Source organism: Paracoccus sp. SSJ, assembly GCF_030234105.1.
Classification (GTDB): Bacteria; Pseudomonadota; Alphaproteobacteria; order Rhodobacterales; family Rhodobacteraceae; genus Paracoccus; species Paracoccus denitrificans.
Genome location: NZ_JASSPE010000015.1, coordinates 46053 through 64035, shown reverse-complemented (window position 1 = coordinate 64035; position 17983 = coordinate 46053). Strand labels below are relative to the sequence as shown.

General features: G+C 68.7%; 16 protein-coding genes and 1 tRNA gene. 5 read left to right on the top strand and 12 right to left on the bottom strand.

Going from position 1 to position 17983, the window contains the following annotated elements:
- The first annotated feature begins 82 nt into the window (after positions 1 to 82).
- Entirely contained in the window at positions 83 to 3175 is a 3093-nt protein-coding gene (locus tag QPR87_RS16065) for a valine--tRNA ligase (protein WP_285050339.1), read from the top strand.
- Between the two features lie 62 nt (positions 3176 to 3237).
- Here QPR87_RS16065 and QPR87_RS16060 read toward each other — a convergent pair whose 3' ends face one another.
- Complete coding sequence (locus tag QPR87_RS16060) at positions 3238 to 3930, bottom strand: sirohydrochlorin chelatase (RefSeq protein ID WP_285050337.1); 693 nt, start codon at positions 3928 to 3930, stop codon at positions 3238 to 3240.
- Positions 3923 to 4486: a DUF4202 domain-containing protein gene (locus tag QPR87_RS16055; RefSeq protein ID WP_285050335.1), complete on the bottom strand. Its 564-nt coding sequence runs from the start codon at positions 4484 to 4486 to the stop codon at positions 3923 to 3925. The genes QPR87_RS16060 and QPR87_RS16055 overlap by 8 nt, the downstream gene beginning before the upstream one ends.
- Before the next feature lie 88 nt (positions 4487 to 4574).
- On the opposite strand from QPR87_RS16055, the gene QPR87_RS16050 reads away from it, so the two are divergent.
- Complete coding sequence (locus tag QPR87_RS16050) at positions 4575 to 5084, top strand: NnrU family protein (protein ID WP_230999382.1); 510 nt, start codon at positions 4575 to 4577, stop codon at positions 5082 to 5084.
- Here the strand turns inward: QPR87_RS16050 and QPR87_RS16045 are convergent.
- Positions 5068 to 6084, bottom strand: coding sequence for an NAD(P)/FAD-dependent oxidoreductase (locus QPR87_RS16045; protein ID WP_285050332.1), 1017 nt, complete (start codon positions 6082 to 6084; stop codon positions 5068 to 5070). The genes QPR87_RS16050 and QPR87_RS16045 overlap by 17 nt on opposite strands.
- Positions 6085 to 6131: 47 nt before the next feature.
- Here QPR87_RS16045 and mnmC2 point away from each other — a divergent pair, with 47 nt between their 5' ends.
- Complete coding sequence (mnmC2, locus tag QPR87_RS16040; protein ID WP_285050329.1) at positions 6132 to 6788, top strand: tRNA (5-methylaminomethyl-2-thiouridine)(34)-methyltransferase MnmC2; 657 nt, start codon at positions 6132 to 6134, stop codon at positions 6786 to 6788.
- On the opposite strand, the gene QPR87_RS16035 is transcribed toward mnmC2, so the two are convergent.
- Complete coding sequence (locus QPR87_RS16035; protein ID WP_285050327.1) at positions 6785 to 7501, bottom strand: rhomboid family intramembrane serine protease; 717 nt, start codon at positions 7499 to 7501, stop codon at positions 6785 to 6787. The genes mnmC2 and QPR87_RS16035 overlap by 4 nt on opposite strands.
- 104 nt (positions 7502 to 7605) lie before the next feature.
- Here QPR87_RS16035 and QPR87_RS16030 point away from each other — a divergent pair, with 104 nt between their 5' ends.
- A complete protein-coding gene (locus QPR87_RS16030) occupies positions 7606 to 8874 on the top strand; it encodes a 4-aminobutyrate--2-oxoglutarate transaminase (protein ID WP_285050326.1) in 1269 nt (422 codons plus the stop codon).
- A gap of 287 nt (positions 8875 to 9161) precedes the next feature.
- On the opposite strand, the gene QPR87_RS16025 is transcribed toward QPR87_RS16030, so the two are convergent.
- The 5 genes from QPR87_RS16025 to QPR87_RS16005 all read right to left on the bottom strand — a co-directional run bounded on the left by QPR87_RS16025 (position 9162) and on the right by QPR87_RS16005 (position 11999).
- On the bottom strand, positions 9162 to 10118 hold the full coding sequence (locus QPR87_RS16025) for an acetyl-CoA carboxylase carboxyltransferase subunit alpha (protein ID WP_011748623.1): 957 nt from the start codon (positions 10116 to 10118) through the stop codon (positions 9162 to 9164).
- A gap of 68 nt (positions 10119 to 10186) precedes the next feature.
- Complete coding sequence (locus tag QPR87_RS16020; protein ID WP_285050322.1) at positions 10187 to 10627, bottom strand: molybdenum cofactor biosynthesis protein MoaE; 441 nt, start codon at positions 10625 to 10627, stop codon at positions 10187 to 10189.
- A gap of 1 nt (position 10628) precedes the next feature.
- Positions 10629 to 10880 carry a molybdopterin converting factor subunit 1 gene (moaD, locus tag QPR87_RS16015; protein WP_011748625.1) on the bottom strand — a complete coding sequence of 84 codons (252 nt, stop codon included), beginning with the start codon at positions 10878 to 10880 and terminating at the stop codon, positions 10629 to 10631.
- Positions 10870 to 11499, bottom strand: a complete 630-nt coding sequence (gene pgsA / locus QPR87_RS16010; RefSeq protein ID WP_011748626.1) for a CDP-diacylglycerol--glycerol-3-phosphate 3-phosphatidyltransferase — start codon at positions 11497 to 11499, stop codon at positions 10870 to 10872. The genes moaD and pgsA overlap by 11 nt, the downstream gene beginning before the upstream one ends.
- Positions 11500 to 11558: 59 nt before the next feature.
- Complete coding sequence (locus QPR87_RS16005) at positions 11559 to 11999, bottom strand: MerR family transcriptional regulator (RefSeq protein ID WP_011748627.1); 441 nt, start codon at positions 11997 to 11999, stop codon at positions 11559 to 11561.
- A gap of 88 nt (positions 12000 to 12087) precedes the next feature.
- On the opposite strand from QPR87_RS16005, the gene QPR87_RS16000 reads away from it, so the two are divergent.
- Positions 12088 to 14286 (top strand): heavy metal translocating P-type ATPase, encoded by a 2199-nt coding sequence (locus QPR87_RS16000; RefSeq protein WP_285050318.1) that lies wholly within the window; start codon positions 12088 to 12090, stop codon positions 14284 to 14286.
- A gap of 164 nt (positions 14287 to 14450) precedes the next feature.
- Here the strand turns inward: QPR87_RS16000 and QPR87_RS15995 are convergent.
- From QPR87_RS15995 to gcvH, 3 genes are all read right to left on the bottom strand, one after another.
- Positions 14451 to 14526 (bottom strand) — tRNA-Ala (locus QPR87_RS15995).
- Between the two features lie 107 nt (positions 14527 to 14633).
- Positions 14634 to 17462 carry an aminomethyl-transferring glycine dehydrogenase gene (gene gcvP / locus QPR87_RS15990; protein ID WP_285050316.1) on the bottom strand — a complete coding sequence of 943 codons (2829 nt, stop codon included), beginning with the start codon at positions 17460 to 17462 and terminating at the stop codon, positions 14634 to 14636.
- Between the two features lie 159 nt (positions 17463 to 17621).
- On the bottom strand, positions 17622 to 17978 hold the full coding sequence (gcvH, locus tag QPR87_RS15985) for a glycine cleavage system protein GcvH (RefSeq protein WP_285050314.1): 357 nt from the start codon (positions 17976 to 17978) through the stop codon (positions 17622 to 17624).
- Positions 17979 to 17983: the final 5 nt, after the last annotated feature.

Here is a 17983-nt window from a genome sequence, read left to right as displayed (position 1 = left end):
TCCGGTGCGCTTCGCGAACCGGCGCCTCTTGGCCTTTCGCCCGCGCTTCGCTATCCCCTTGGCGATGCAAGGGGTAAGCGACATGGCCATGGAAAAGAACTTCGACGCGCAGGCCGCCGAGGCGCGGATCGCGCGGGAATGGGCGGCACGGAATGCCTTCGCCGCGGGCGCCAATGCGAAACCGGGGGCGGAAAGCTTCTCGGTGGTGATCCCGCCCCCGAACGTGACCGGCAGCCTGCATATCGGCCACGCGCTGAACAACACGCTGCAGGACATCCTGGTGCGCTGGCACCGGATGCGCGGCTTCGATACGCTGTGGCAGCCGGGCCAGGACCATGCCGGCATCGCCACCCAGATGGTGGTCGAGCGCCGGATGGCCGAGCGGCAGGAGCCGGGCCGCCGCGACATCGGCCGCGAGGCTTTCCTGCAAAAGGTCTGGGCCTGGAAGCAGGAATCCGGCGATACCATCATCGAGCAGCTGAAGCGCCTGGGCGCCTCTTGCGACTGGTCGCGAAATGCCTTCACCATGTCCGGCGCTCCGGGCGCTCCGGCGGGCGAGGAAGGCAATTTCCACGATGCCGTCATCAAGGTCTTCGTGGACATGTATGACAAGGGCCTGATCTATCGCGGCAAGCGGCTGGTCAACTGGGACCCGCATTTCGAGACGGCGATCAGCGACCTCGAAGTCGAGAACCGCGAGGTTCCCGGCCATATGTGGCATTTCAAATATCCGCTGGCCGGCGGCGAAACCTATGAATATGTCGAGCGCGACGCCGACGGCAACGTCACCCTGCGCGAAATGCGCGACTATATCTCGATCGCCACCACCCGCCCCGAAACCATGCTGGGCGACGGCGCGGTCGCGGTCCACCCGGACGACGCCCGCTATGCCCCCATCGTCGGCAAGCTCTGCGAGATCCCGGTCGGGCCCAAGGAACACCGCCGCCTGATCCCGATCATCACCGACGAATATCCCGACCCGGATTTCGGCTCGGGCGCGGTCAAGATCACCGGCGCGCATGACTTCAACGACTATGCCGTCGCCATGCGCAACGAGATCCCGCTTTACGTGCTGATGGACGGCAAGGGGCGGATGCGCGCCGACGGGCTTTCCTATGAGGAAAGCGCCGAGATCGCCACCCGCGCGGCGCGGGGCGAGGATGTGGGCGACGTCTCGAACGTGAACCTGGTCCCCGGGGAGCTGCGCGGCCTGGACCGCTACGAGGCGCGGGCGCGGGTGATCGAGGCGATCACCGAGGAAGGGCTGGCCGTCACCTATCTGCACAAGTCCATCGACAAGGAAACCGGCGCCGAGCACCTGGAGCGCCGCCCGCTGGTCGATGCCAAGCCGATCATGCAGCCCTTCGGCGACCGTTCCGGCGTGGTCATCGAGCCGATGCTGACCGACCAGTGGTTCGTGGACACCGCCCGCATCGTCGGTCCGGCGCTGGAGGCGGTGCGCAGCGGCGCGACGAAGATCCTGCCCGAGCAGCATGAGAAGGTCTATTTCCACTGGCTGGAGAACATCGAGCCCTGGACCATCAGCCGCCAGCTGTGGTGGGGCCACCAGATCCCGGTCTGGTATGGGCTCGACCTGCGGCTGGAAGGCCAGGTCGAGGACGACCACGACGGCGTTCTGGACGAGGTCGAGATCTTTGCCCTGCTGGAAGAGGGCCTGGTCCATCGCGACGAGATCCACCACGCGGCGGCCAGTTTCGCCGAGGTGGCCGAGCGGTTCCGCGATTCCATCGCCCAACTGCCAGTGCCACTGGAAATGGCCCGCGTGATCGAGGTCGCGGATCGCGAAGCCGCCATCGACGTCTTTGCCCAGGGGCTGGCCGATTACAACCTGACGCAGGACCCGACCAGGCTGGTCTATCCGGTCTGGCGCGACGCGGATGTGCTGGACACCTGGTTTTCCTCGGGCCTCTGGCCCATCGGGACGCTGGGCTGGCCCGAGGACACGACCGAGCTGCGCAAGTATTTCCCGACCTCGGTGCTGGTGACGGGCTTCGACATCATCTTCTTCTGGGTGGCCCGGATGATGATGATGCAACTGGCGGTGGTCGGGCAGGTGCCCTTCCGCACCGTCTATGTCCACGGGCTGGTGCGCGACGAAAAGGGCGCCAAGATGTCGAAGTCGAAAGGCAACGTCATCGACCCGCTGACCCTGATCGACGAATATGGCGCCGACGCGCTGCGCTTTACCCTGACCAGCATGGCCGCGATGGGCCGCGATCCCAAGCTGGGGCCGAAGCATGTCGAGGCGAACCGCAATTTCGTCACCAAGATCTGGAACGCCACCCGCTTTGCCGAGATGAACGGCGTTCGCGGCGGGGGCGCGCGACCCGAGCCGCAGCATGTGGTGAACCGCTGGATCATCGGCGAGCTTGCCCGCATCCGGCAGGCGACCGACGAGGCGCTGGAAACATTCCGCTTCAACGATGCGGCGACGGGGCTTTACGCCTTTGTCTGGGGCAAGGTCTGCGACTGGTATGTCGAGTTCTCGAAGCCGCTCTTCGACGGCGAGTATCGCGAGGAAACCCAGGCCACCATGGGCTGGGTGCTGGACCAGTGCTATACCCTGTTGCACCCGATCATGCCCTTCGTCACCGAAGAACTTTGGGCGCTGACCGGGGATCGCGAGCGGATGCTGGTGCATGGCGACTGGCCCGCCTATGGCGCCGAGCTGATCGACGCGGATGCCGACCGGCAGATGAACTGGGTGATTGCGCTCATCGAGAACATCCGCTCGGCCCGCGCCCAGATCGGCGTGCCGGCCGGCGCCCGCCCCGACCTGCTCGTGACCCAGGCGGATGCCGCCGCCCGGGCGGCGCTGGCCGCCAACGGCCCGCTGATCGAGCGCCTGGCGCGCGTGAACCCGCCGCAGGACGGCGCGATGGGGCCGGGCATGATCTCGGTCGCCGCACTGGGGGCAAGCTTTGCCCTGCCGGTCGGCGAGATGATCGACGTGGGTGCCGAAACCGTGCGGCTGGAGAAGGCGGCAGGCAAGACCGAAAAGGACGCCTCGGGCCTGCGCGGGCGGTTGGCCAACCCCCGATTCGTCGAGAATGCCGAGCCCGAGGTCATCGAGGAGACCCGCGAGAAGCTTGCCGCGCTGGAGGACGACCTGGCCCGCATCCGGGCGGCGTTGGCGCAGTTGGCGGCGATGTGACCCTTGGCTTTTGCGCCCCTGCCGATGGCGCGGTCGCATGAGTATTTGGAGAACAGAGAAGTTCAGGGCCGCTTGGGAAGGGCGGCCTTGATGCTTTCGGCGATCATGGCCGTAACCTCGGGGGCAAGGCCGACCGGAGGCAGGACGAGGCCGCGAAAGCCTGCATCGGCAAGTGCCGTGGGCAGGTCGTCGGTGACGTGATCGGCCTGGGTGGCGAAAAGCGGCAGGCAGATCGTCTGCGCAGGCAGGTCGCGGGCGGCCTCGGCGATATGGGGCGGTTCCTCGATGAAGCCGCAACTCGCGGCGCCGACATGGGGGGCGAGGCCGGCGGCGATCCGGCGCGCCGCCTCGGAGGGCGCGCGCGAGCGGCCGGAGCCATGGGCGGCGACCAGCAGCCGGGTTTCAGCAAGGGGCCAGCCCTGCGTCTCGGCCGCCTTGGCGACCAGGGCGAGGCAAAGCGCGGGCAGGCCGGGATCGGCTCCGAAGGGCGGCAGGATGCGGGCCTGCGGCGCACCGGCAAGCGCCAGGCGGCGGGGCAGTTCGCTGCGGGTGAACCAGCCCGTCGCCATGAACATCGGATAGATCAGCGTCTCGTCATCGGCGAGGTCCAGCGCGCCGGGCATGGCCAGCGTCGCGCCCCTGACCAGCGCCTGCGGCACCAAGGCGTCGACGCGGGTGGCCAGGGACTCGACGGCCTGTTGCTGCGGGACGGGGTCGCCGGGCTGGCCATGGGCGACGACCAGCACCTTATGCACGGAAAGCGGCGGAGAAGGGTTCGGGGATGGCGAATTCCTCCAGCACCCGGACGCGGGCCATGGCGGACATCTTGCGCGCGGTCTTTTCCACGATGCGCTGCAATTCCTCCGCGTCGCGGCCCTCGGCGAAGGGGCCCATATACCAGCGGATGAAGGTGAAGCAGGCCACGTCCTCGAGCGCCTGCACCTCGTCGTCGCGCTTGATGCCCTGCTTGGTCAGCATCCTTTCGGCATGGGCGACGTCCTCGTCACCATAGCCGGCCTCGCGCATGATCGCCGCGATGCGGGCGGCATGGCGGCGGCCCTGTTCGGTGCGCCATGCCAGATAGCCGGCGCGGTCCATCGGATAGGCGTTGCGGGGCAGCAGGAAACGCTCGACATGCTGGCCGCGGCAGGCGATGCGCAGCGGCTCCGAGGCGTCGGGGTAAAGCGCCTGCTGCTCGGCCGTCATGCGCTGGCCGTAGAGCAGCGCCTCGGGCTGGCCGTCGGGGCCGAGATGCGGGTCGGCGGAATTGGCCTTGTCGATGGCGTCGATAGCTTTCTGAAGGCGGGTCATGTCGTCCTCGTTTTGCGCCATCATGCCGCAGCAGCGCGCGGCGTCAACGCGGATTGCCGTCGCACGGGCGCAAGGCTAGGCTTTCGGCATGGAATGGGGCGAATTCGCATTGGCGCTGGCGGCCTTTCTGGGCTCGCATGTCATCCCGGCGCGGCTGCGCGGGCCGCTGGTCGCACGGCTGGGCAAGGCGGGCTATATCGCCGGCTACAGCCTGCTGTCGCTGGCGCTGCTTTACTGGCTGATCCTGGCCGCGGGCCGGGCGCCCTTTGTCGAGATATGGCCGCAGGAGCCCTGGATGCGCTGGCTGGTCAACCTGGCCATGCCCGTGGCGGTGTTGGCGGCGGCCATCGGGGGCATGGCCGGGCTGATGGCCGGCTTCACGCTGTGGGGCGCGGTGCATCTGGTTGCGAACGGCGACCTGGCGCATGTCGTGCTGTTCGGGCTCTTGCTGCTTTACGCGGGTTTCGGCCTGGCGATTAGCCTGCGGCGGGGCGTCGCGCTGCGGCCGACATGGCCGCGCCTCGCGGCCGCCGTGCTGGTCTGGGCGGCGCTTTTGCATCTGCATCTGCCGGTGATCGGGGTCAGCCCCCTGCCCTGAGTTCGGGGCGAAAGTCCCGGGGGATGGTGTCGCGGCCCTCAAGGATCAGGTCGGCCAGCATGCCGGCACAGGCCGGCGCCATCGCCAGGCCGATCTTGAAGCCGCCGTTGGCGACGTAATGGCCGGGCCGTCCCGGCCAAGGACCGACCAGCGGCGCACGGGATGCGGCGCGCGGCCGGATGCCGGCCCAGCGGTCGACCACCGGCGCGTCCCGCAGCACTGGGCAAAGCGCGCGGGCCTTGTCGATCAGCGCCTCCAACTGGCCGTCCGTGCCCAGATCCGCCACATCGCGCTCGGAGGTCGAGCCGATGGCCACCGTCCCGTCGGCATGGGGCACGACATGCAGGCCGTCGGCAAAGGCCTGCGGCGCGTCGGGCAGGTCCATCGCCAGGAGCGCCGACTGGCCCTTGACGCCATTGCCGCCGAAGGGCGCAAGCCCCGCCACCCCGGTCGCCCAGATCGCGGGCGTATCGGGCGCGGCCTGCCCCTCGACGATCTCGCCGCCTTGGGCGCGGATCGCAGCCGCCAGCGCCGCACCGGCGCGGCGCGGGCTAATCCGCGCGGTCAGCCGATCCACCAGCCAGAGCCCCGAGGCCGAGGCCGGCACCAGCGGCCCCAGCGGCGCATCGGTCAGTTCCATCCCCGCCCATGCCGGCCAATGCGCCCGGGCGGCCTCGACGCGCTCGGCCATGCGCGCCTGGGCACCCTCGGGCACGGGCTGGATGCGGCCGGTGCGGGCATAGCCGGGATCGACGCCCCCCGCCGCCCCGACCTCGGCCCACCAGCCGGCTGCCGCGATCAGGGCGTCCAGTTGCACCTGCTTCTTGGCGTTCCAGTTTTCCGGTGCGTGCGGGGCCAGCGCACCGACATGGCCGCCCGAGGCGCCGGCGCCGATCCGCACCGCCTCGAACAGCCGCACCTTCCGGCCGCGACGCGTCAATTCCCACGCGCAGGCAAGGCCGAAGATCCCGCCGCCCGCCACCGTGATTTCGCTTGCCATCTGGTCCCTTTCGCCGCATCTGCCGCTGCAAAGAGGAGTTAGCGCGAATGCAGCGGCCCGACCAGAGCAGCGCCGATCTGGACTGGCGCGACGAGGCGATCCCCGTCTCGCGCCGTTTCGACGACCCCTATTTCAGCCTGAACGGCGGGCTGGACGAGACGCGCCATGTCTTTTTGTCTGGCAACGACCTGCCCCAGCGGCTGCAGCCCGGCTTTCATGTCGCGGAACTGGGCTTCGGCACCGGGCTGAACCTGCTGGCGCTGGCGCAAATCGCCACGGTGCCGATCCGCTTCACCAGTTTCGAAGCCTTCCCGATGAGCGTCGCTGAGCTTGCCCGCGCCCATGCAGCATTTCCCGAACTGGAACCGCTGGCGCGGCAGTTGCGCGACGAATGGCCGCAACGGCGCTTCACCCTGGGCACGGTCGCGGCCGAGATCGTCGAGGCCGACGCCCGCGAGGCGCTACCCCGCTGGCAGGGGCGCGCCGATGCCTGGTTCCTCGACGGTTTCTCGCCCGCCAAGAACCCCGAGCTTTGGGGCGAGGCGCTGATGGCCGAGGTGGCGGCCCATACCGCGCCCGGCGGCACGTTCGCCACCTATACCGCGGCGGGCCACGTGCGGCGGGCGCTGGCGGCGGCGGGCTTCACGGTCAGCCGCGCCCCGGGCTTCGCCGGCAAGCGCCACATGAGCCGCGGCCGGCTCTAGCGCCGCACCCGCGGGACGCGCGAGGGGGCATAGGTCGGCGCATGCGGCGGCCGGCCATGGGTGCGCGACCAGAAGCCCGGCCCGCCCCGGCGCAGAAAGACCGGCACAGCCAGGACGACCCCGGCCAGGAAACCGGCGGCATGGGCGACATAGGCCACGCCGTCATCGACCACGATGGCGCTCGACAAAAGCTGGATGCCGAACCAGGCCAGCAGCAGCACCCAGGCCGGCATGGTAAAGCGGCGGATGATGACGAGGATGATGGCGATCACGTCGACGCGCGCGCGCGGGAACATCAGCAGATAGCCGCCCATCACCCCGGCGATGGCGCCCGAGGCACCGACCATGGGGATGTCGCTCATCGGGTCGGTGGCGAACTGGCCCGCCGCCGCCGCCAACCCGCAGGCGAGGTAGAAGACCAGAAAGCCGAGCCGGCCCATCTGGTCCTCCAGATTGTCGCCAAAGACCCACAGGAACAGCATGTTGCCGGCAAGATGCAGGATCCCCGCATGCAGGAACATATGCGTCGCCAACCCCCACAGCCAGTCGCCATGCGCGACGGCTACGGGATAAAGCGCCAGCCGGTGCCACAACTCGACCTGCCCGCCCGCCCAGGGCATGGTGATCAGGAACATCGCCACGTTCAGCACGATCAGCGCATGGGTGACATAGGGCGTGCGCTCGGAGGGGTTGTGGTCGCGGATCGGGAACATGGCCACAGCCTGAAGCATCGCATGGGCGCGCGCAAGCGGGCCTGTTCGGATCGGCGGGCCGCGTATAGCATCGGCACCGAATCGCATCGAGAAGGGGCCCAGGGATGACCAGCCTGACCGACCGCAAGAACGCCGCCATCTCGCGCGGCGTCGGCATGACCACGCAGATCTATGCCGAACGCGCCGAGAATGCCGAGATCTGGGACAAGGATGGCAACCGCTATATCGACTTCGCCGCCGGCATCGCCGTGGTCAATACCGGCCACCGCCATCCGCGGGTTGTCGAGGCAGTCAAGGCGCAGCTCGACCGCTTCACCCATACCTGCCACCAGGTCGTGCCCTATGAGAACTACGTCGCGCTGGCCGAGCGGCTGAACCGGCTCGTCCCCGGCGACGGCCCGAAAAAGACCGCCTTCTACACCACCGGCGCCGAGGCGGTCGAGAACGCGGTCAAGATCGCCCGCCACCATACCGGCCGCGCCGGCATCGTCGCCTTTGCCGGCGGCTTTCACGGCCGCACCTTCCTGGGCATGTCGCTGACCGGCAAGGTCCAGCCCTACAAGGCCGGGTTCGGGCCGATGATGAACGACATCTGGCACCTGCCCTTCCCCAACGCATTGCACGGCGTGACGGCGGACGAGGCGCTGGCCGCACTCGACCGGCTGTTCAAGGCCGATATCGACCCCTCGCGCGTCGCCGCCATCATCGTCGAGCCGGTGCAGGGCGAGGGCGGCTTCTACGAGGCGCCGCCGGGCTTCATGCAGCGCCTGCGCCAGATCTGCGACCAGTATTCCATCCTGCTGATCGCCGACGAGGTGCAGACCGGCTTTGCCCGCACCGGCAAGCTGTTCGCCATGGAGCATCACGGCGTGGCGGCCGACCTGACCACCATGGCCAAGGGGCTGGGCGGCGGGCTGCCGATCAGTGCCGTCACCGGCCGCGCCGATGTCATGGACAGCCCCGCACCCGGGGGACTGGGCGGCACCTATGCCGGCAATCCGCTGGCCGTCGCCGCTGCCCATGCCGTTCTGGACGTGATCGAGGACGAAGGGCTTTGCGAACGCGCCACCCGCCTCGGCCAGCGGCTGAAGCAGCGCCTGGCCGGCATCGCCGAAACCGTTCCCGAGATCGTCGACATCCGCGGCCCCGGCTTCATGAACGCGGTCGAGTTCAACACCGCCGGCAGCGACAAGCCCAGCGCCGATTTCGCCAACCGCGTGCGGGAAGAGGCGCTCAAGCGCAACCTGATCCTGCTGACCTGCGGCGTCCACGGCAACGTGATCCGCTTCCTCGCGCCGCTGACCATCCAGGACACGGTCTTCGACGAGGCGCTCGACATCCTCGAGGACTCGATCCAGGCCGCCCGCAACTGAACGCGCGCTTTCGCCGTTCCGCAAATACTCCTGCAGCCGTGCGCGTGGGAAGCGTCGCTTGGGTATTTGGAAAACGGAAAGAGCCGCCACGCAAACCGCGGCGCGCCCGACGCTTCTTCGTCCCCACGATACCAATGCGGCAGCGCGGCCAGCACCGTCGCATGGGTTATTCGAGCAACAGAAAAGGCGCGAAGGCCCGGCCCCGGATCCTGGCGAAACCGGGCCGGGCAGCGTCGTTCGTCTTATTTCCGTTTCTTAAATACCCATGCGAGGGCGCGGCTGGGCGCTCAGCCCAAGGCCTTCGAGCCCATGGCCAGGAATTTCTGCCGGCGATCCTTGATCAGTTCGGCGGGCTTCTTGCCGGCCAGTTCGCCCAGCATGGCGGCGATCGCCTCGCCCACCGCCGCGATGGCCTCGGCGGGCGCGCGTTGCGCGCCGCCCACCGGCTCGGAAATGATGCGGTCGATCACCTCCAGCTTCTTCAGGTCCTGCGCGGTCAGCTTCAGCGCATGGGCCGCCTCGCGCATCTTCTCGGCATCCTTCCACAGGATCGAGGCGCAGCCCTCGGGCGAGATCACCGAATAGATCGAATGTTCCAGCATCGCGATGCGGTTCGCGGTGGCAAAGGCCACGGCCCCGCCCGAGCCGCCCTCGCCGATCACGACCGAGACCAGCGGCACGCTGATCTGCAGGCATTTCTCGGTCGAGCGGGCAATGGCCTCGGATTGGCCGCGTTCCTCGGCGCCCTTGCCGGGATAGGCGCCGGGCGTGTCGACCAGGGTGATCACCGGCAGGCGGAAGCGGTCGGCGACATCCATCAGCCGGATCGCCTTGCGATAGCCCTCGGGCCGGGCCATGCCGAAATTGTGAAAGATGCGCGACTTGGTGTCGTTGCCCTTTTCATGGCCGATGACGACGCAGGGCTGGTCCTTGAACCGCGCCAGCCCGCCCATGACCGCATGATCCTCGCCAAAGGCGCGGTCGCCGGCCAGGGGGGTGTATTCGGTGAAAAGCGCCTCGACGTAATCGCGGCAATGCGGCCGTTCCGGGTGGCGGGCGACCTGCGTCTTGCGCCAGGGATCGAGCTGCTTGTAGAGGTCGCGCAGCATCTCCTCGGCCTTGCGGTCCAGCGCCGCCGCCTCCTTCTCCAGATCGACGCCTTCGCCCTTTCGGGCCAGTGCCCGCAGTTCCTCGGCCTTGCCCTCAAGATCGGCAAGGGGCTTTTCGAACTCCAGGTAAGTCATTCAGGGCTCCGCGCTGTCATCCGGTCTGGTTGCGGTCTATATGCTTGCGGCAGGCCCGGATTGCAACGTCAGCCTTGCCACCGCGACAACGCATCCTCATCCTCGGCGCGGGCGTCGACCCAGGCGCCGGGGCCATCCGGGCCGATCTCGCGCTTCCAGAAGGGCGCGCGGGATTTCAGCCAGTCCATCAGGTATTCCGCCGCCTCGAAGGCCGCCGCGCGATGGCGGGCGGCGGTGGCGACCATCATGATCGGCTCGCCCGCCGCCAGCCGGCCATGGCGATGCAGGATACGCCAGCCGTCCAGCCCGAAGCGCCGCGCCGCCTGTTCGCCATAGGCTTGCAGCGCCTTTTCGGTCATGCCGGGGTAATGCTCGATCTCAAGCGCCACCAACCGGCCGCCTTCGTCGCGCACGAGGCCGGTGAAGGTCACGACGGCCCCCGAGCCCTGGCCGAAACCGGCCAGTTCGGCGGCCAGGTCGAAAGGCGCGCTCTGGACCCGGGCCGACATCTCAGCCCCCGGTCATCGGCGGAAAGAAGGCGACCTCGCGCACTCCGGCCAGGGGCGCGTCCAGATCGGCCAGTTCCTGATCGACCGCGACGCGCACCGCCGAAAGATCGGCCAGCGCCGCGGCGTGCCATTCGTCCATGGCGGAAAGTTGCGCGACCAGTTCGCGCACGGTCGCCGCCTCGGTCTCGATCCGCTCGCGCGGGTGGCCGATGCGTTCGCGCAGCCAGGCGAAGTAAAGCACGTCAAGCGCCATGGTCGTCCCTCAGGAAAGGCCGGGCCTTGGTGAAATAGTCCCAGCCGGTGATCGCGGTCAGCACCGCCGCGATCCAGACCAGCACCAGCCCGGCCTGCGTCGCCAGATCCGACCAGCTGTCGGACCAGGGCAGGCTGGTCTCGCCCACCAGCGGCGGGTGGCCGGTTTCATAGTAATTCAGCCCGGTGCCCAGGAAAAGCACGGCGATGGCCACCATCTGCGCCGTGGTCTTCCACTTGGCAAGCTTCGTGACCTTCAGCAGCCGGGCCTTGTCGCCCAGGAACTCCCGCAGGCCCGAGACGAAGACCTCGCGGAACAGGATCACCGTCGCGGGCAGGATCAGCCAGGGATTCATGCCCGAATAGCCGGTGATGACCACCACGGCGATGATGACCATCGCCTTGTCGGCAATCGGGTCCATGGCGGCGCCGAAGCGGCTTTCCTGCCCCCAGGCACGGGCCAGATAGCCGTCGAACCAATCGGTCACGGCGGCGATCAGGAACAGCGCCAGCGCCGCGAAGTCGGCAAAGGGCCGGCTGAGGAAAAAGAACATCAGCGGAACCAGCGGCGCGGCCGCAAGTCGCAGAACGGTGAGGAAATTGGGCAAGGTCCAGCGCATGGGGGCAATCTAGGCTTTCGGCGCGGCGGGGGGAAGAGGCGACCGGGGCAGACGTGCCGCTAGGCCGGATGGCCCGCCTCGGCCGCGCCATGGTCATGGGCGCAAAGCCCGTGGTCGCCCAGCACCTCGATGACCCGGCAATCGGCGATGGTGCCGCTGGCGCAATGGTCCAGCATGCGCTGCAATGCGTCGCGCAGCGCCGCCAGCCGGGCCATCCTGGCCTCGACCACCGCAAGCTGGCGCCGGGCGATTTCGTCGGCGGCGGCACAGGACTGGCCGGGACGGTCCGACAGGCTGAGCAACTCGCGGATCGCCTCCAGCGGAAAGCCCAGGTCGCGGGCATGGCGGATGAAGGCCAGCCGCTCCAGCGTGCCTTGCGTGTAAAGCCGCTGGTTGCCCGCCGTCCGCTCGGGCTCGGGCAAAAGGCCGATCTGCTCGTAATAGCGGATGGTCGGAACCTTGACGCCGGTGGCCTTGGCCAGCCTGCCGATCGGGAACATGAGAAACCCCTTGAAGCTCTAGTCGCTAGAGGAATTAGGGTCCCGAATCATCGAAGACAAGGCCCGTCGCGCGGGCAGGAGAAGGGTGATGAGCGCAGAACAGGCACAACGGCACGAATGGACGGTGACGGGCATGGATTGCGCGTCCTGCAGCGCCAAGGTGACACGGGCGGTCGAGCGGCTGCCCGGCGTAGGCGAGGTCCGCGTCGCACTGATGACCGAGCGGCTGTCGCTGACCCTGGAGCCCGGCACCACCGGCCGCGACGAGATCGAGGGCGTGGTGCGCAAGCTGGGCTACGGCATTGCGCCCAAGGGGCAGCAGGCGCCGCGCAGGAAAGCCTTGGTGCTGCCGGACGCGCCGCCGCCCTCGGCCGAAGCCGCGGCGCAGCCCTCCCGCCACGACCATGATGCCGGGGGCGAAAGCTGGTATCGGACAGGCAAGGGCCGGCTGGTGATCCTGACCGGAGTGTTGCTGGCGGCGGCATGGGGCCTTGAGCTTCTGACCTCGACCGAGACGGGCTATTGGGCCTTTCTCGCCGCCTGCCTGATCGGTGTCGCCCCGGTTGCAAGACGAGCATGGGCCGCACTGCGCATGGGCCAGCCCTTTACCATCGAGGCACTGATGACCATGGCCGCCATCGGCGCGTTGTTCATCGGCGCGGCGGAAGAGGCGGCGCTGGTGGTCTTTCTGTTCGCCCTGGGCGAGGTGCTGGAGGGCGTCGCCGCCGGCAAGGCCCGCGACGGCATCAGGGCTCTGGCCGATCTGGTGCCCAAGACCGCGCTGCTGGAGATCGACGGCGCCACCCGCGAGATTTCCGCCGACCGGCTGGAGATCGGCCAGACCGTGCTGGTCCGTCCCGGCGACCGCATCCCCGCCGACGGCGAGATCGTCGACGGCATCGGCGGCGTGGACGAAAGCCCGGTGACCGGCGAAAGCGTGCCCCGCACCCGCGGGCCGGGCGAGCCGGTCTTTGCCGGCTCGATCAATGCCGAGGCCACGCTGCGCATCCGCGTGACCCGGGAACCCGCCGACAACACCATCGCCCGCATCATCCGCCTGGTCGAGGAGGCCGAGGAGGCCCGCGCCCCGACCGAGCGCTTCATCGACCGTTTCAGCCGCTGGTACATGCCGGCCGTGGTCGCCGTCGCGGCACTGGTCATGCTGGTGCCGCCCCTGGGCTTCGGCGCGGATTGGGACACCTGGGTCTATCGCGGGCTGGCGCTGCTGCTGATCGGCTGTCCCTGCGCGCTGGTGATCTCGGTCCCGGCCTCGATCGCCTCGGCGCTGTCGGCGGGGGCGCGGCGGGGCCTGCTGATGAAGGGCGGCGCGGTGATCGAGGCTGCGGCCGGCATCCGCCATGTCGCCCTGGACAAGACCGGCACGCTGACCCGCGGCCGGCCGGCGGTGATGCGTATCCTGCCCGCCCCCGGCATCGGCGAGGCCGTGCTGCTGGCCACCGCCGCCGGCGTCGAGGCCGGGTCCGGCCACCCGCTCGCGCAAGCCATCCTGCACCGGGCGGCCGAGGCGGGGATCGCGCCCCCGCCGGCCCGCGCAGCCCGCGCCCTGCCCGGCCATGGGGTCGAGGCCGTGCTGGGCGAAAGCCGCGCCTGGGTCGTCTCGCCCCGACATGCCGCCACGCTGGGCGGGCTTCACGATGCCGGCGCGGCCGAGGCGCTGGAGGCCGAGGGCATGACGGTGGTCGCCGTGCTTGACGAGCACCGGCCACTGGGCCTGATCGCCCTGCGCGACGAGCCGCGCCCCGACGCAGCCGAGGCGATGCGACAGCTAAGGGCCATGGGCATCGAGGCGACCATGCTGACCGGCGACAACCCCCGCACCGCCCATGCCATCGCCGGCACGCTGGGGATCGGTTTCCAGGCCGCGATGTTGCCTGCCGACAAGCTGGCGGCGATTCGCGAGATGGCTGCACAGGGCGGAGTCATGATGATCGGCGACGGCATCAACGACGCGCCGGCGCTGAAACAGGCCAGCGTCGGCGTCGCCATGGGTTCGGGCACGGATGTGGCGCTGGAGACGGCGGATGCGGCGATCCTGCGCGACCGGGTGGCGGACGTGCCCGCGCTGGTCCGGCTGGCGCGGGCGACGATGGGCAACATCCGCCAGAACGTCGCCATCGCGCTGGGTCTGAAGGCGGTGTTCCTGGTGACCTCGGTGCTGGGCATCACCGGGCTGTGGATCGCAATCCTTGCCGATACCGGAGCGACGGTGCTGGTGACGCTGAACGCGCTGCGCCTGCTGGGCCACGACCCCGGCAAGGTGGGCTGAGCCGCGACGACGGGCCGCCCCGGATCGGCGCGCCGACCGGGCGATGCGGGGCGCCTCTTAGGATTCCACGCAGAAGGCAACAAGGCACTCGGCGTTTGGATGGGCTCAGGCCACACGGACAAGCCCATGCCGAAGCATCTGAAAGTGCAGTTCTTGGGATTTCCTGGTGGAGCCGAGGGGAATCGAACCCCTGGCCTCATCATTGCGAACGATGCGCTCTACCAACTGAGCTACGGCCCCATCGGCGTGCTATCTCGCCGAAGCGTCGGGGCTTGTCAAGGCCGCATTCGCGGCTTTCCGCAAGCCCCCGCAAAGACCCCCGCCCCATGCAGGCGGGGGCAGGTGCATCATTCGGCCGCTTCGGCATAATCCTCGACCGGAGGACAGGTGCAGACCAGGTTGCGGTCGCCATAGGCATTGTCCACGCGCCCGACCGGCGGCCAGTATTTATCCACGCGGAAGGCCCCAGGCGGGAAGCAGCCCTGCTCACGCGAGTAGGCGCGGTCCCAATCGGCGACCAGGTCCTCGACCGTGTGCGGCGCGTGGCGCAGGGGCGAGGCCTCGGCGTCGATCCGGCCCTCGGCGATCTCGGTGATCTCGTCGCGGATCGCCAGGAAGGCGGTGATCAGCCGGTCGATCTCGGCCTTGGTCTCCGATTCGGTCGGCTCGACCATCAGCGTGCCGGCGACCGGCCAGCTCATGGTCGGGGCGTGGAAGCCGTTGTCGATCAACCGCTTGGCGATGTCGTCCACGGTCACGCCATGCTCCTGGAAAGGTCGCGTATCCAGGATGCATTCATGCGCCACCCGGCCGCGATTGCCCATGAACAGCACCGGATAGGCCCCGGCCAGCCGGCTGGCAATATAGTTCGCGTTCAGGATCGCGACGCGCGTCGCCTGCGTCAGCCCCGCGCCGCCCATCATCAGGATATAGGCCCAGGAGATCAGAAGGATCGAGGCCGAGCCCCAGGGCGCCGCCGAAACCGCGCCCGAGCCCTCGCGCGGGTCGGCGGGCAGGAAGGGCGCCAGGTGCGCCTTGACCCCGATCGGTCCCATGCCGGGACCGCCGCCGCCATGCGGGATGGCAAAGGTCTTGTGCAGGTTCAGGTGGCTGACATCGCCGCCGATCTCGCCCGGCCGCACCAGCCCGACCAGCGCGTTCATGTTGGCACCGTCAATATAGACCTGGCCGCCGTGATCGTGGGCAATGCGGCAGACCTCGCGCACGGTGTCCTCGAAGACGCCATGGGTCGAGGGATAGGTGATCATCACCGCCGCCAGCCTGTCGCCGGCCTTCGCGGCCTTGTCGGCGAAATCCTCCAGGTCGATATCGCCGTTCGGGGCCGATTTCACCACCACGACCTTCATGCCCGCCATCTGCGCGCTGGCCGGGTTGGTGCCATGCGCGCTGACGGGGATCAGGCAGATGTCGCGGTCCTCGCCGCGCGACTTGTGATAGGCGGCGATGGTCAGGAGCCCGGCATATTCCCCCTGCGCGCCGCTGTTCGGCTGCAAGGAAAAAGCGTCATAGCCGGTGATCGCGCACAGCTTTTCGGTCAGGTCGGCAAAGACCTCGTGATAGCCGGCGGCCTGGTCCTCGGGCGCAAAGGGATGCAGCGCGCCGAACTCGGGCCAGGTGATCGGCATCATCTCGGCCGCCGCGTTCAGCTTCATCGTGCAGGAACCCAGCGGGATCATCGCCCGGTCCAGCGCCAGGTCGCGGTCCGAGAGGCGGCGCATATAGCGCATCATCTCGGATTCCGCCCGGTTCATGTGAAAGACCGGGTGCGTCAGGTAATCGCTTTCGCGGATCAGCGCCTCGGGGATGGCCGGCGCCTTGGCCGGCTCGGCCGGATCGGTGATGCCGAAGGCATCCAGCACCCGCGCGATCACGTCCGCATCGGTAGTCTCGTCGACCGAAATGCCGACCCGGTCGCGCCCGACCTTGCGCAGGTTGATGCCGCGATGGCGCGCGGCGGCCAGGATCCCCGCCTGCCCCACGCCGACCCGTACCGTGATGGTGTCGAAAAAGGCATCGGACTGGACCTCGGCCCCGGCGGCACGCAGCGCATCGGCCAGCGTCGCCGCGTTCAGATGCACCCGCTGGGCGATGGCACGCAGGCCCACCGGCCCGTGGAACACGGCGTAAAAGCCGGCCATCACCGCCAGCAGCGCCTGTGCGGTGCAGACATTCGAGGTCGCCTTCTCGCGCCGAATATGCTGTTCGCGCGTCTGCAGCGACAGCCGATAGGCCCGGTTGCCCTTGGCGTCGACCGAAACGCCGACGATGCGGCCCGGCATGGCGCGCTTCATCTCGTCGCGGCAGGCCATGAAGCCGGCATGCGGCCCGCCATAGCCCATGGGCACGCCGAAGCGCTGCGCCGAGCCGATGGCGATGTCGGCACCCATCGCACCCGGCTCCCTCAGCACGCAAAGCGCCAGCAGGTCGGTCGCCATGATCGCCACGGCGCCCGCCGCGTGCAGAGCCGCGATCTCGGCTGCATAATCCCGAACCTCGCCGAAGGTGCCCGGATACTGGAAGATCGCACCGAAGACCTGCGAGGGATCGCATTCCAAGCCGCGGACGATCTCGATGCCCAGGGGCTCGGCGCGGGTCTCGATCACGGCGATGGTCTGGGGATGCAGGTTCTCGCTGACGAAGAACGCGCGGGCCTTGGACTTCGCCACGCGTTGCGCCATGGCCATCGCCTCGGCTGCGGCGGTCGCCTCGTCCAGCAGGCTGGCATTGGCCACCGGCAGCCCGGTCAGGTCGGCGACCATGGTCTGGAAGTTCAGCAGCGCCTCCAGCCGGCCCTGGGCGATCTCGGGCTGATAGGGGGTATAGGCGGTGTACCAGGCCGGGTTTTCCAGGATGTTGCGCTGGATCGCCGGCGGCGTCACGGTGCCGTAATAGCCCTGCCCGATCAGGCTGGTCATCACTTGGTTCTTCGCCGCCACCTCGCGCATGCGCTGCAAAAGCGCCGCCTCGGACAGCGCCGGCCAGTCCAGGGATTCGGACTGCCGGATGCTTGCCGGCACGGTCTGGCCGATCAGGTCCTCCAGCGTTTCGGCGCCCACGACCTTCAGCATTGCCGCCATCTCGGCCGGGGAAGGCCCGATGTGACGGCGATTGGCGAAATCGTCGGGGTTATAGTCGGTCGGGGTCCATTTACCCATCACTGGCCTCGATGCGTCAGAATGTTCACAAGCATTGCCTTCGGGATCGCACGGGCCGGGAATGTCCCCGCCCTGTCTTTTTCCGTTTTCCAAATACCCTCGGGGGGTCCGGGGGGCGAAGCGCCCCCGGCCTCCGCCGGGCCGCAAGGCCCGGCAGCTTCAGCCGACCAGCGCCTGATAGCCCGCCTCGTCCATGAAGCCGGACAAGTCGACCGAGGCCGGCTTGATGCGAAAGAACCAGGCCGCCATCGGATCCTCGTTCACCGCGCCGGGCGTGTCGGGCAGCGCCTCGTTGACGGCGGTGATCACGCCGGCGACCGGCGCCACGATGTCCGAGGCCGCCTTGACCGATTCGATCACCACGATCTCCTCGCCCGCCTCGACCTCGCGCCCGACCTCGGGCAATTCGATGAAGACGACATCGCCCAGCTGCTCGCTGGCATGGGTGGTGATGCCGACGACGATCTCGTCGCCGTCCTGTTTCAGCCATTCGTGGTCTTCGGTGTATTTCAGCATGCCTG

Coding starts and splice junctions, on each gene's coding strand:
- QPR87_RS16065 (WP_285050339.1), top strand. CDS start 83: ATGGCCATGGAAAAGAACTTCGACGCGCAGGCCGCCGAGGCGCGGATC.
- QPR87_RS16055 (WP_285050335.1), bottom strand. CDS start 4,486: ATGACCCGCCTTCAGAAAGCTATCGACGCCATCGACAAGGCCAATTCC.
- QPR87_RS16050 (WP_230999382.1), top strand. CDS start 4,575: ATGGAATGGGGCGAATTCGCATTGGCGCTGGCGGCCTTTCTGGGCTCG.
- QPR87_RS16045 (WP_285050332.1), bottom strand. CDS start 6,084: ATGGCAAGCGAAATCACGGTGGCGGGCGGCGGGATCTTCGGCCTTGCC.
- mnmC2 (WP_285050329.1), top strand. CDS start 6,132: ATGCAGCGGCCCGACCAGAGCAGCGCCGATCTGGACTGGCGCGACGAG.
- QPR87_RS16035 (WP_285050327.1), bottom strand. CDS start 7,501: ATGTTCCCGATCCGCGACCACAACCCCTCCGAGCGCACGCCCTATGTC.
- QPR87_RS16030 (WP_285050326.1), top strand. CDS start 7,606: ATGACCAGCCTGACCGACCGCAAGAACGCCGCCATCTCGCGCGGCGTC.
- QPR87_RS16025 (WP_011748623.1), bottom strand. CDS start 10,118: ATGACTTACCTGGAGTTCGAAAAGCCCCTTGCCGATCTTGAGGGCAAG.
- QPR87_RS16020 (WP_285050322.1), bottom strand. CDS start 10,627: ATGTCGGCCCGGGTCCAGAGCGCGCCTTTCGACCTGGCCGCCGAACTG.
- moaD (WP_011748625.1), bottom strand. CDS start 10,880: ATGGCGCTTGACGTGCTTTACTTCGCCTGGCTGCGCGAACGCATCGGC.
- pgsA (WP_011748626.1), bottom strand. CDS start 11,499: ATGCGCTGGACCTTGCCCAATTTCCTCACCGTTCTGCGACTTGCGGCC.
- QPR87_RS16005 (WP_011748627.1), bottom strand. CDS start 11,999: ATGTTCCCGATCGGCAGGCTGGCCAAGGCCACCGGCGTCAAGGTTCCG.
- QPR87_RS16000 (WP_285050318.1), top strand. CDS start 12,088: ATGAGCGCAGAACAGGCACAACGGCACGAATGGACGGTGACGGGCATG.
- gcvP (WP_285050316.1), bottom strand. CDS start 17,462: ATGGGTAAATGGACCCCGACCGACTATAACCCCGACGATTTCGCCAAT.
- gcvH (WP_285050314.1), bottom strand. CDS start 17,978: ATGCTGAAATACACCGAAGACCACGAATGGCTGAAACAGGACGGCGAC.